The organism is Micromonospora arida (assembly GCF_042873195.1).
GTDB lineage: Bacteria > Actinomycetota > Actinomycetes > Mycobacteriales > Micromonosporaceae > Micromonospora > Micromonospora arida.
Genome location: NZ_JBIALC010000005.1, coordinates 304,881 through 318,046, shown reverse-complemented (window position 1 = coordinate 318,046; position 13,166 = coordinate 304,881). Strand labels below are relative to the sequence as shown.

Annotated in this window: 9 protein-coding genes; 2 read left to right on the top strand and 7 right to left on the bottom strand. The window is 71.1% G+C overall.

The features are described 5' to 3' along the window. Positions 1-13: 13 nt before the first annotated feature. On the top strand, positions 14-1,138 hold the full coding sequence (wecB, locus tag ACFYP0_RS18290) for a non-hydrolyzing UDP-N-acetylglucosamine 2-epimerase (protein ID WP_355501314.1): 1,125 nt from the start codon (positions 14-16) through the stop codon (positions 1,136-1,138). A 181-nt stretch (positions 1,139-1,319) separates the two neighbouring features. On the opposite strand, the gene ACFYP0_RS18285 is transcribed toward wecB, so the two are convergent. From ACFYP0_RS18285 to ACFYP0_RS18255, 7 genes are all read right to left on the bottom strand, one after another. Then, positions 1,320-3,194 (bottom strand): nucleoside-diphosphate sugar epimerase/dehydratase, encoded by a 1,875-nt coding sequence (locus ACFYP0_RS18285; RefSeq protein WP_355501316.1) that lies wholly within the window; start codon positions 3,192-3,194, stop codon positions 1,320-1,322. Between the two features lie 251 nt (positions 3,195-3,445). Then, positions 3,446-4,696 (bottom strand): glycosyltransferase family 4 protein, encoded by a 1,251-nt coding sequence (locus ACFYP0_RS18280; protein WP_355501319.1) that lies wholly within the window; start codon positions 4,694-4,696, stop codon positions 3,446-3,448. 101 nt (positions 4,697-4,797) lie between these two features. Further along, on the bottom strand, positions 4,798-5,901 hold the full coding sequence (locus tag ACFYP0_RS18275; RefSeq protein WP_355501322.1) for an NAD-dependent epimerase/dehydratase family protein: 1,104 nt from the start codon (positions 5,899-5,901) through the stop codon (positions 4,798-4,800). Further along, entirely contained in the window at positions 5,870-6,907 is a 1,038-nt protein-coding gene (locus ACFYP0_RS18270; RefSeq protein WP_355501325.1) for an MraY family glycosyltransferase, read from the bottom strand. The genes ACFYP0_RS18275 and ACFYP0_RS18270 overlap by 32 nt, the downstream gene beginning before the upstream one ends. A gap of 292 nt (positions 6,908-7,199) precedes the next feature. Further along, the gene (locus ACFYP0_RS18265; protein WP_124854592.1) at positions 7,200-7,667 is read right to left on the bottom strand and encodes a hypothetical protein; all 468 of its coding nucleotides are present in this window, start codon (positions 7,665-7,667) and stop codon (positions 7,200-7,202) included. Positions 7,668-7,691: 24 nt separating this feature from the next. Further along, a complete protein-coding gene (locus ACFYP0_RS18260; RefSeq protein ID WP_355501423.1) occupies positions 7,692-8,576 on the bottom strand; it encodes an aminoglycoside phosphotransferase family protein in 885 nt (294 codons plus the stop codon). Positions 8,577-9,032: 456 nt separating this feature from the next. Then, entirely contained in the window at positions 9,033-11,492 is a 2,460-nt protein-coding gene (locus ACFYP0_RS18255) for a Tex family protein (protein ID WP_356980867.1), read from the bottom strand. 117 nt (positions 11,493-11,609) lie between these two features. Between ACFYP0_RS18255 and ACFYP0_RS18250 the strand changes: the two genes are divergently transcribed. Beyond that, complete coding sequence (locus ACFYP0_RS18250) at positions 11,610-13,121, top strand: deoxyguanosinetriphosphate triphosphohydrolase family protein (protein WP_355501331.1); 1,512 nt, start codon at positions 11,610-11,612, stop codon at positions 13,119-13,121. Positions 13,122-13,166 lie beyond the last annotated feature (45 nt).

Genomic DNA, 13,166 nt, shown 5'->3' with positions numbered 1-13,166 from the left:
AGAGAGGACGGGCATGACCCGGATCATGACGGTGGTCGGCACCCGACCCGAGATCATCAGGCTCTCCCGGGTGATCGCTCGACTCGACGACACGGTGGATCACACGCTGGTGCACACCGGGCAGAACTGGGACAGCACCCTGTCCGACGTGTTCTTCAAGGAGTTGCGCCTGCGGGAGCCGGATCGGTTCCTCCGCGTCGACACCTCATCACTGGGCCGGGTCCTCGGCGGGGTGCTTGTCGGCATGGAGGCGGCGATCGCCGAGGTGCGGCCGGACGCGCTGCTGGTGCTCGGTGACACCAACAGCTGCATCGCCGCACTGATGGCCCGCCGGATGCGGGTGCCGGTCTACCACATGGAGGCCGGCAACCGGTGCTTCGACCTGAACGTGCCGGAGGAGACCAACCGGCGCCTGGTCGACCATGTGGCCGACTTCAACCTCGTCTACACCGAACACGCACGGCGAAACCTGCTCGCCGAAGGGTTGCACCCGCGCCGGATCCTGCACACCGGCTCGCCGATGCGGGAGGTGTTGGAGCACTACCGGACGCCGATCGCCAGCTCGACCATCCTGAGTCAACTGGAACTCGCCCAGGGCCGCTACTTCCTCGTCAGCGCGCACCGGGAGGAGAACGTCGATCGCCCCGACCGGCTCCAGCGGCTGCTGGACTGCCTTGTCGCGGTTCGCGACCGGTGGGGCTTCCCGGTGCTGGTCTCCACCCACCCGCGCACCCGTAAGCGGCTGGAGGCACTGGCCCCGGATGCCACCGGACTCGACGGCATCGCCTTCCACGACCCGTTCGGGCTGCTCGACTACGTACATCTGCAGACGAAGGCCTACTGCACCCTCTCGGACAGCGGCACGATCAGCGAGGAGGCCGCCATCCTGGGCTTCCCCGCGGTGACGCTGCGCGAGTCGATCGAACGCCCCGAGGCGCTCGACGCCGGCGGCATCATCATGACCGGCCTGGACCCGCAGGGCGTGGTCGAGGCTGTCGAGGTGATGGTGGCGCAGGTCGCCGCGGAGGGGGTGCCCTGCCCGGTCGACTACCAGGTGCGCGACACCTCCCGACGCGTGGTCGACTTCATCCTCTCCACCGTGCGCCGACACCACGACTGGGCGGGCATCCGCCGCTGACCAGCAGCACCGACACCAGGGCCGGCCACCACGAACCTGTGGTCGCCGGCCCTGGTGTCGGTGCGCCTGGTCCCGGCCCGCGCGCACGGGGTGCGGTGACCGCGGGGCCCTTCAGCCAACGGAACGGGGTGACGCCGCCGCGGCGTCACCCCGTGCACCGCCGCCGCTGCGGCGGGGTCGATCAGTGCGATTGCAGGGGTACGCCCAGCGGACCCTTCGCCATCGGACCGACCGGCTGGGCGCAGAGCAGCGCGAGATGCTCGACGATCTTCGCCGTGTCGTCGTACGGGTCGAGCCCGCTGACCTCTATCGGGTCGAGCGCCGGGACGGCCACGTGCGACACCAGCGGATGGAACGGCCGGGTGTCCACCTCGCCGGTGCCGAGGAGGTCTTCGTGCAGCTTCTCGCCGGGGCGAAGGCCGGTGTAGACGATCGGAACGGAACTGGACGCCTGGTCGGCCATCTGTCGGGCCAGGTCGGTGATACGGACCGGGTCACCCATGTCGAGCACCAGCGCCTCGCCGTCCTGACCGATCTCGGCGGCCTGGAGCACCAGGTGGACCGCCTCCTGGACGGTCATCAGGTAGCGGGTGACGTCGGGGTGGGTGACGGTCAGCGGCCGTCCGTCCTCGATCTGCCGTTGGAACGCGGTCACCACCGAGCCGCGGCTGCTCAGCACATTGCCGAACCGGACGCTGAGGAAGGTCCCCGGGAACCGGGACCCGGCGTGTGCGGTCAGTCGCTCGGTGATCCGTTTCGAGTAGCCGAGGACGCTGATCGGGTTGGCCGCCTTGTCGGTGGAGATGTTGACGAACTTCGCCACATCCTGGCAGGCGTCCAGCACCGACAGGGTGCCCCAGACGTTCGTCTTGACCGCCTCGCCCGGGTGCCGCTCCAGCAGGGTCAGGTGCTTGAGCGCCGCCGCGTGGAAGATGACCTCCGGTCGGCGCTCCCGGATGATCCGCCGAATGCCCTCGTCGTCCCGCAGGTCGGCGAGGATCAGCTCGGGGCCGTCCAACATGGCCCGCCCGACGAGCGACATCTGGAGGCTGTGCAGCGCCGACTCGTCCCGGTCCAGCATCATCAGCTCACCAGGGTTGGCCTTCATCACCTGGCGGCAGAGTTCGGAGCCGATGGACCCGCCGGCGCCGGTGACGAGGATCCGCCGCCCGGTCAGGCTGTTGGTGCTCAGCGGCAGGTCACCGACCACCTGACGGCGGCCGAGCAGATCGTCGATCTGCACGTCCCGGACGTCGGTGACGGTGATCCGGTGGTCGACCAGGTCCCGCACCGGGGGCAGCACCTTGAACACCGCGCCGGCGTCAAGGGTCGCCCCACGGATCTGGCGGATCAGCGCGGCGTCCGCGTTGGCCACCGAGAAGATGACGGCGGTGGCACCGGTACGCCGGACCGAGGTGGCGACATCGTTCCGTCCGCCCAGGACGCGGACCCGACCGATGCGCAGGTCGCGCTTGTCCGGGTCGTCGTCGAGGGCGCCGACCGGTAGGTACCGACCGCGCGGGTCGCTGAGCATGGCCCGGAGCAGCCCCTGGCCGGCATCTCCCATCCCGAACAGCAGCACCGGCGTCGACGACCGGACATCCGGCCGCATGGCGAGGTCGCGGCGGTGCCGGTACGCGAACCGGGCGCCGAGCATGAACAGCAGGGCGAGCGCGCCGCCGACCAGAGGGGTGCTCGCCGGAACCGGTCGCTCGCTGGACGGCAGCAGGCCGAGCAGCACGATCCCAGCCGTCGTGATGGTGGTGCCGGCGAGGCCTTGGACCTCCTGCAGGCTGCCCAGCGGGTGTCGTCCGGAGTAGAGCCGACGCAACGCCGCCACTGCCACGTGTATGACCGCAGCGGCCGTCCCGACCGCTGCGGCTCGGCCGAACTGGCCGGGAGGAAGCTGGAACTCGGATCGGGTCCAAGCGGCCGCGACTGAGCCGCCGACCCAGGCGGTGGTGTCGGCCGCGAGAAATCCGATGGCCCGGCGGCGAGCCCTGGCTCGCCGCGTCCGCTGGTCCAGCCGCTCCGTGTGCTCCGTGTCCTGGGGCATGTACTGGCTCCCTGTCCCGTCTTCCGACTACTTCCGCCGCCCGGCAGAAGGAGCTTTGCGCTCCTTGTCCTTGTTACAGGGCGAAGCGGCACTGTTGGCCGTTTTCGGGTTATCTGAGCCGAAGATCCGGCTATCCTTTTGGCCGCCCAGTGAGCCTGGCCGCTGTCACGGTCAGAGCCGCCGCCGTCCGGTTTCGCCCACCGGTGCTGCGGCGTGAGCTGCCGGGTTCGGCGGCGCCACCGGCGCGCCGGTCACCGATCGGACGGGACGTGGTCCCGGACCGCCTTCTCCAGGTGCCTGGCGAGGGCAACGCTGCCGACCCGTTCCGAGAGTCGTTCCAGGTAGAACTGCCGGCCGCTGCGGCCCAGCTCTTCACGTTTCTCGGCGCCCAACTCGTACATCCGACGGATCGCGTCGGCCAGGGCGTAAGGGTCGCCGGGGGGAGCGACGAATCCGGCGCCGGACTCGTCGACGAGCCGGGCCGCGTCACCCGCCAGGGCGGCGACGATGGGACGGCCGCACGCGAGGGTGCTCTGCACCTTGCTGGGCATGATCGAGCGGAGGAAGGGCTGATCGCGCAAAGAGATCAACTGGACGTCCGCGAGTGGCATCAGCTCGACCATCCGCTCGATCGGCTGCTGGCCGAGGAAGACCACCCGGCCGGGTGCGTACCGTGCGGCCGATTCGCGTAGCCGCCGCTCTTCCACGCCGCTGCCCGCGAACACGAGCGTCAGGTCCGGGATGTCGGCGAGGTACTCCAGTGCGTCGACGGCGACATCGAGCCCTTGGAGGTTCCCCATGCTTCCCGCGTACATGACGACGAAGCCCTGCAGCCCGAGGGAGGCAGCCATCTGCGGATCGGGTGTTCTCGGGCGGAAGACCCGCTCGTCGACCCAGTTGTAGACAACCGACAGTTTGTCTCGCGGGACTCCGCGGCTGTTCAGGATGTCGGCCATACCCGGCGCGATGACGGCAACCGACGATGCGTTCCGATGCGCCGAGTCGCAGAACCGGTTGAGCAACCGGATTATCAGGTCGGTGCGACGGCCAGGGCGGACGTAGTCGCTCTCCGCCAGGGTGTCCGGCCAGAGGTCCTCCATGAGGATCACGTACGGGCGTCCGTGCAGCCAACGGGCCATCATCGCGGGCAGCGCCACAGTCGCCGGCGAGGAGTAGACCAGCCACACGTCGACTTTGCGGAGCAGGTCCAACCGGGCCGCTGCCGAGGCCGCGAAGCTGAGATAGTTGGCAGCCCGTCTGACTGCTGACCGGTCGTGGCTGGGCACCAGCGGCACCCGGTGCACCGAGACTCCGTTCATCTTCTCGAACCGGTACGGACGGATCCGGTACCCCGGAGACAGTCGGCCGGACGGATAGTTCGGGAAGCCGGTGAGCACGTGCACCTCGTGCCCAAGTGCGACGAGCGACCGACTGATGATCCCCGGCAGAACGGCAGAGCCACCCTCCGGGTCGTACCACTGCGTGATGATCCCGATTCTCACCGCGGTGTCACCGCAGCCGGAGCAGCCAAGGAACCGATCAGGCCAGCCGAGCCCGACACGAGGGCGAGAGTCATGGAGAACCTTCCTGTTTGGGGGCGGAGCTACTTCGTCAGATACCGGTCGGCCCCGGCCGCTCCGCTGGTGTCCTGCGGTTGCGAGTCACCTGTTCTCGGTCGCGCGAGGGCCTCGGCGCTCGGTGACGAGGCGGGTGTCGGCCCGGTCCCGGCGGTTCTCAGCCGCTCCCATGCCTCGGGGCGCAGCTGCGGTGCCAGCCCCTGGTCGGCGAGCCAGCCCGGCACCTGTCGCTTGCCGAACAGGAGCATCTCCACGCGACGGGCATGCGCGTTGGCGTTCAGACTCGTCCGCCCGTACGCGGTGAAGCAGCGCGTCGCGTACCGCGCCACCCGCGGTGGAAGGTGCAGTGGCTCGCGACCACCGAGAAGGCGGAGCAGGAGCCCGGTCGTCATGCCGTTGTAGGGCTGGAGAACGATGGGCGGTACTGATCCGTCGACGAGCCCGAGATGGGTGATCGCCGCGGCGACATCGTCGATGAGGACCTGGGGCGTTGGTGCGGTGCCGTCCCCGGCGACGCAGCTCGCGCGCGACTGTGCGAGCCGGATGAGGGCACGGGTGTTCGGCCGATCCACGTCGTGTACCCAGGTCGACCGGTAGATGACAGTGTCGATGCAGTCCTCGCGCCGCAGCAGGCGTTCACCGATTGCCTTGGAACGCGAGTACGGCGAGAACGGCATCGTCCGTGCTGTCTCGTCGAGCGCCATCTGCCCCTGCGCTGCCGCGGAACTGACGTGGACCAGTCGCCTGGCGTTGACCAGAGCGCTGGCTCGGGCGACCAGTGTGGGTAGCAGGGTGTTTCCGCCGTACAACTCCGCGCTGTCCGGGGCGGACCCGTTCGGTAGTCCGGCCGTGTTGATCACGATCTGGGCGCCGTCGAGCTGCGCGGCGAGTGCGTCGACGACATCCTCGTAGAGATCTGCGGGCACCGAATCTGCGCGAAGAGCGTGGGTGAGCGGCCACGACAAGCGCGGCGCGGCGACGGGCTGGACCTTGACGCCCCGGTTGCCCAACTCGGCGACGACCGCTCGACCGACGAAGCCGCTGCTGCCGAGCACCGCGACCTTGTCGATCGGCAGGCTCCTCGGGAGGCCGGCGAGGTCACCGGCTCGTTGAGCTGACAGTTCTGGCATGGATCGTCCTTCCTTCCGACGAAGGCTGTCGTCGCTGGGCGGCGAGCCACCCCGGGGCAGCGAGGTAGGCGGCGAGGATCGCGAGGGCCGTGGCGTCCAGTGCGGCGCGGGTGATCGGTCCGCTGAAGGACGCGGCAACCAGGCAGCCGGCCACCGCCGCCCCGGCGACGGCCGTCGCCACGGTGACCCGCTGGTGTGACCACCCGCCGTCGGTCAGCCGCTGGTAGGCATGGTGGCGGTGCGGGTGGTACCAGGCCTCGCCGTTACGGATACGGCACAGGAGCGTCCAGCCCGTGTCGGCGAGATAGAGGGCGAGTGGCGCCACGGCCGCTTCGGGCGGGGTGCCGCGAACGACGGCGTACGCGGCGATCGTGGCGAGCGCGCCGCCGAGGGCGTACGACCCGACGTCACCGAGAAAGACCTTGGCGACCCAGGCGTTCCAGGGGAGGAATGTCAGGGATGCGGCGGCGATCAGACTGCCGGCCGCGGTCAGCAGCGGGAGGTCCGTGAGCACTCCCAGTACGGCGTACACCACTCCGCCGAGGATCGCGTGCACGGCCGAGATGCCGTTGATGCCGTCCATGAAGTTGAAGGCGTTCACATACGAGGTCAGCCAGGCCGCCAAGGCGAGTACCAGAAGCACGTGGACGTACAACGCCTGCCCACCGGGCACCAGGACCAGGGCCGTGCCCACCCCGGCGAGCAACTGCAGAAGCAGCCGGCTGCGGATCGGGACACCCCGGAGGTCTTCCAGGAGCCCGATCGCCGCGAAGAAGAGCAGCGGTACGGCGATGGATCGTGCGTGCTCGTTCAGGAGAAGTGCGAGCCCTGCCGCGGCGGCCACTCCCACGCCACCGCCGCGCGGGATCGGTGTGCTGTGCGAGGAACGCTCCGACGGTATGTCGAGAACCGCGGCTGCTCTCAGCAGGCGAAGGATCAGTGGCTGCAGCAGGGTGCCGACGGCGAGTGCGAGCACGATTCCGCCAGCGAGCGGAACACTCAGCATGGCGTGGTTCCTGCCGAAAAGAAGTGAGGATCCTCTTTAATATGTACGAGATTCACCACTTGCGCCTTTAGGTTGAACCGGTGATATAAGGATGAATCAATAATAGAAGTCGCTTCTATGAGTAAACGACCGTTCCCGGTATTCGGTGTGGAGCACGCAGCTGAAACTGCTCACGTTGCCGTGGAAGACGTCCGGCAGCCCGGTGCGGGCGCTGACCTCTTGGTCACCCTGCCGGCGGCGGCGGACGTGACGGTGGCCGCCTACCGAGTGCGGGACGAGGCGGCCGGCCTGCTCACCCTCGTGGTGCGGCAGGCATGGTGGTGGAGCCTGGCCCGCCGGGGCCGTCGTTCAGCAACCGGGTGAGCAGGGTCCGCAGCGGGATCGACTCACCGTCGCGACCCCCCGCTCCGACGACCAACGGCGCCGGGCTGGGCTGCGGGTCGACGCCGAACAGTCGGGCCCGCAGACCGCCCGGCACGGTCAGCAGGTGGAACCGGCCAGCCACGTCCACCGCGCGGGTTTCGGCCCGATCGACGTACCAGCCGGTCAGCCCCGTGCGGTAGCGCCCACGCCCGTCGTATCCCCGGGCGACCAGGCGCGTGGTGGGCAGCCCTCGCCGGGTCGCCTCGGCCACGAACCAGGCCACCAGCTCCGCCGCCTCCGCGTGCTCGGCGGCCCGCCGCCGCGCGTCCGCGTCGGCGTGCGCCCGCACCGCCTGCCGCTGCTGATCCCGCCACTCCCGGGCGTCTCGCTCACCCACGACGCCGACGGTACGCGAGCCGACTCAGACGAGCACGGCCCGCAGCGTCTGCCGGGCGATGCCGGCCATCACCGGATTGGTCTCGACGTAGTACGGCAGCGCGTTGATCGCCTGCTCCAGGGCCCAGCCGCGCCCCCGCTCCCACGTCGCGTCGTCCACGCCCAACGCCTGCCGGTACGTCTCGCGGGAACCCGCGTCGAACAGGTTCCACGCCGGCATCAGGTCCACCGCGGGGTCGCCCACGCCGACCGCGCCCAGATCGATGACGGCGGCCAGCCGGCCGTGGCGGACCAGAAGGTTGCCCGGCATCAGGTCGCCGTGGATCCACACGTCGGCGGGGTCGTCGCGGCGCGCGTCCCGGCACCGCTCCCACACCTCGCTGAGCGCGGTGGTGTCGGTGAGCGCGCCGCTGACCGCGAGCGCGGCCCGCACGCCGGCGTCCTCGGCTGCCAGCCGCCCGCCGCGCCCGTTACCGGACCAGATCCGCCCGCCGGTGTCGATGCCGCGCAGTGCCGTCACCACGCCGGCCAGGTCCCGCGCGAAGACGTCGAGGTCGGCGATCCGGTCGGGCTGGGCCGTCTGCCCCGGAATGAACTGGTACGCCGTCCACGGCCCGGGGTACCCGTCGCCCGGCTCGCCGAGGCCGAGCGGTTCGGGCACCGCGACCGGCAGGTGCCCGCCGAGCAGCACGGCGTGCTCCTGCTCGCGCCGCAGCTCGGCGCGCAGCTCGGGATCGGTCGAGGGGAGCAGCGGAAACCGCAGCACGATGTCCGGGCCGAGCCGGAACAGGGCGTTCACCGTGCCGGTCGAGGGGAGCGGCCGGACCGGCAGGCCCCGCCACCGCGGAAACTGCTCGGCCACCAGCGCGGACACCACGTCCACGCTCACGTCCACCTGATCGGCGTGCATCCTCACCGCGAGATCATCACCCCGAACCTCACGGCCACGCGAGCGGATTTCCCCGAGACCGCGCCGTCCGCTCCTACGGCCCTTCGCCTCCCGCTCCGGCTCCAACCCGCACTGCGCGCTTGCCGGAGGGCCGCGCGAACTGCTTCCCGGGCCGGTCCGCTTCCCGGGCCGGTCCGCTTGCCGCGCCGGTCCGCTTCCCGGGCCGGTCCGCTTCCCGGGCCGGTCCGCTTCCCGGGCCGGTCCGCTTCCCGGGCCGGTCCGCTTCCCGGGCCGGTCCGCTTCCGGCGCCGCCACTCGCCGCCGGAGCTAACCGGACGGCTCACCTCGATGGCCCGATGACTCCACGGCCCGATGGATCCAGATCTTGGACAGTTTCCGTTTCATACGAACGGAAGTTGTCCAAGATCTGCTGTGGCATGGGCGTTTCGGTCGCTCGCTCACGCCGGTTGACCGGGGTCAGGCCAATCCGGCGCGCCGCAGGGCTTCCGCCATCGCGTCGTTGGCCGGTGCCGGCGCGCCCTGCCGCTGCTGCCCGCCGCGACCGCCCTGCGGACCACCGGCTGCGCCCCGACCGCCCTGCGGATCACCGGCTGCGCCCCGACCGCCCTGCGGCGCGCGCTGCGCCGGGCCTCGACCGTCCTGACCGCTCCGGCTGCCGCCGCCACCACCGGCGGCGGGCTCGTCGTCCAGGCGCAGGGTCAGCGAGATCCGCTTTCGGGGTACGTCCACGTCGAGCACCCGGACCTTGACCACGTCGCCGGACTTCACCACCTCGCGGGGGTCCTTCACGAAGGTCCGGGACATCGCCGAGACGTGCACCAGACCGTCCTGGTGCACCCCGACGTCGACGAACGCGCCGAACGCGGCCACGTTGGTCACCACGCCCTCCAGCACCATCCCCGTCGTCAGGTCGCTGATCTTCTCCACCCCCTCGACGAAGGTGGCGGTGCGGAACTCCGGGCGGGGGTCCCGGCCCGGCTTCTCCAACTCGGCGAGAATGTCGGTGACGGTGGGGAGGCCGAACCGGTCGTCGACGAAGTCGGTGGCCCGCAGCCCGCGCAGGATGCCGCTCTTGCCGATCACCGAGCGCAGGTCCTGCCCGGTGGTGGAGAGGATGCGGCGTACCACCGGGTACGCCTCGGGGTGCACGCTGGAGGAGTCCAGCGGGTCGTCGCCACCGGGGATGCGCAGGAAGCCGGCGCACTGCTCGAACGCCTTTGGCCCGAGCCGGGCCACCTTCTTCAGTTCGGTACGCGTACGGAACGGCCCGTTGGCGTCCCGGTGCAGCACGATGTTCTCGGCCAGGCCGGCGCCGATCCCGGAGACCCGGGTCAGCAGAGGTGCGGAGGCGGTGTTGACGTCCACCCCGACCGCGTTCACGCAGTCCTCCACGACCGCGTCCAGCGACCGGGACAGCTTCACCTCGGACAGGTCGTGCTGGTACTGGCCGACGCCGATCGAGCGCGGGTCGATCTTGACCAGCTCCGCGAGGGGGTCCTGGAGGCGGCGGGCGATGGAGACCGCGCCGCGCAGCGACACGTCCATCCCGGGCAGCTCCTGCGAGGCGTACGCCGAGGCGGAGTAGACCGACGCGCCGGCCTCGGAGACCATCACCTTGGTCAGGTTGAGCTGCGGATGCCGGGCGATCAGATCACCGGCGAGCTTGTCGGTCTCGCGGGACGCCGTGCCGTTGCCGATCGCGATCAGCTCCACCCCGTGCGCCCCGGCCAGCCGGGCGAGGGTCTCCACCGACGCGTCCCACTGCCGGCGCGGCTCGTGCGGATAGATGGTGTCGGTGGCGACCACCTTGCCGGTGGCGTCCACAACGGCCACCTTCACGCCGGTCCGCAGGCCCGGGTCCAGGCCCATCGTGGGCCGGGTGCCGGCCGGCGCGGCGAGCAGCAGGTCCCGCAGGTTGGTGGCGAAGACCCGGACGGCTTCCTCCTCGGCCGCCTGCCACAGCCGCATCCGCAGGTCTGCGCCGAGGTGGATGAGGATCCGGGTACGCCACGCCCAGCGGACCGTGTCGGTCAGCCAACGGTCGGCCGGGCGGCCCGCGTCGGACACCCCGAACCGGCCGGCGATGGCCGCCTCGTACCGGGTCGGGCCGGTCGGTACGGCGTCCGCCTCGCCCGCCTCCTCCGACTCCATGGTCAGGTCGAGCACGCCCTCCTTCTCGCCCCGGAACATCGCCAGGATCCGGTGCGAGGGCAGCTTCGGGTACGGCTCGGAGAAGTCGAAGTAGTCGGCGAACTTCGCGCCGGCCGCCTCCTGGCCCTCGCGTACCCGGGAAACCAGCCGGCCCCGCGACCACATCTGCTCGCGCAGCGTGCCGATCAGGTCGGCGTCCTCCGCGAAGGTCTCGATGAGGATGGCCCGGGCGCCCTCCAGCGCGGCGGCGGCGTCGGCGACGCCCTTCTCCTCATCGACGAACCCGGCGGCGGTGGCACGGGGGTCCTGACCCGGGTCGGCCAGCAGCGTCTCGGCCAACGGCGCCAACCCGGCCTCGCGGGCGATCTGCGCGCGGGTCCGCCGCTTCGGCTTGTACGGGAGGTAGATGTCCTCCAGCCGGGACTTCGAGTCGGCGGCCATGATCTGCGCTTCCAGTGCCTCGTCCAACTTGCCCTGGCCGCGGATCGACTCCAGCACCGCGGCCCGCCGCTCGTCCAGCTCGCGCAGGTAGCGCAGCCGCTCCTCCAGGGTGCGCAGCTGGGTGTCGTCGAGCAGGCCGGTGGCCTCCTTGCGGTAGCGGGCGATGAACGGCACTGTGGCGCCGCCGTCGAGCAGCTCCACGGCCGCCCGCACCTGACGCTCGGCCACGCCGAGCTCGTCGGCGATCCGCTGATGAACAGACTGGGTCACGATCTCGATCCGCCTTCGACTCGATCCGCCTTCAAAGAGCGGGTACGCCTGCATTCTGCCGGGCGTGCCCCGGCGCTGTCGCCGCGCCCGGCCGGGGCGGGGGAGCGAACGACCGCGCCCGGCCGGGGTGACCGGCGGCGGTCCCGTCGGGCCTGCGCTAGCGTGGCGATCATGGAATCTGCTGCGGAGCCGCGCGCCCGGCGGCTCTTCGGCGGCAGCGCCCGAGCCCTCGGCGACCTCACGGCCAACCCGTTCCGTGCCGACCGGGACCGGATCGTCGGCTCGCCGTTCTTCGCCCGCCTCGGTGGTGTCACCCAGGTGATCAGCCCGGTCGGCTCCGGGCTGCTGGTGCACAACCGGCTCACCCACAGCCTGAAGGTCGCCCAGGTGGCCCGAGCGGTCGCCGAACGGTTGAGCGCCGACGAACGGTGGCGTGACCTGCTGGACAAGCTCGGCGGCTGCGACCCCGACGTGGTGGAGGCGGCGGCGCTCGCCCACGACCTCGGCCACCCACCGTTCGGGCACCTGGGGGAGCGGGTGCTGGACCGGCTGGCCCGCCAGCGTCTCGGCCTTCCCGACGGTTTCGAGGGCAACGCGCAGTCGTACCGCATCGTCACCAGCACCGAGATCCGCGGCGCGGCCACCACCGGGTTGGACCTGACCGCGGCGGTCCGCGCGGCCATGCTGAAATACCCGTGGACCCGCCTGGACCACCCCGACCCGCACCCGCGCACCATGGACCCGCCGCCGCGTGGCGCCACCCCTCCGCCGGACGACCCGGAGAGCGGCTCGTCGAAGTTCGGCGCGTACCGGACCGAGCTGGACGACCTGCGGCAGGCCCGGGCGCCGTTCGCCGGTCGCATCCCGGACTGGCAGCAGACCGTGGAGGCGTCCGTGATGGACACCGCCGACGACATCGCGTACGCCATCCACGACGTGGAGGACTTCTACCGGGTAGGGGTGCTCCAGCAGGGTTCGGTCTCGGCGGAGTTGATGGCCTGGCAGCGCGAGAGCGGGCAGCTGCGGGCGATCACCGACGCGGCGCTGGCCACGGCCGCCCGGCGACCCGGGGCGGCGATCGAGCGGCTACGCCGGCAACTGCACCGCAAGGACGCCTGGATCGCCGACGACGACGCGTTCGCCGCAGCCGTGGAGCACGTCCGCGAGGAGTTGGTGGACGGGCTGCTCGCGATGCCGTTCGACGGCTCGATCGAGGCCGAGCAGTACGTGGCCCGGTTCTCCGCCCGCTGGTCCACCCGCTTCGTCGAGGCGATCACGGTCACCGAACAGCCGTCGGTGCGCTCCGGGCACGTGCTGCTGGGCTGCGCGCAGTGGCACGAGGTGCAGGTGCTCAAGTTCGTCCACCACTGGTTCGTGCTGGCCCGCCCGGATCTCGCCCTGCACCAGCGCGGCCAGGCCCGGCTGCTGGGCACCCTGGTCGAGGCGCTCTGGGAGTGGCTGCTCGACCCGGAGGAGGAGTCCCGGCTGCCCCGGCGGCTGCACGACCTGGTCGAGCTGGCCGAGGCGGAGCTGCACCCGCGTACCCCGGACCGGATCGGGCGTGCCCGGGGCCGAGCCATCGTGGACTTCGTCGCGCAACTCACCGACGGTCAGGCGGTGGCCATGCTGGACGCGCTCTCCGGCCGGTCCGGCGCGCTCTGGACCGACGCCTTCGTGCTCTGACCCGACGTCAGGCGACGCTGCGACGGCCTGCCTCAGGCGATGCCT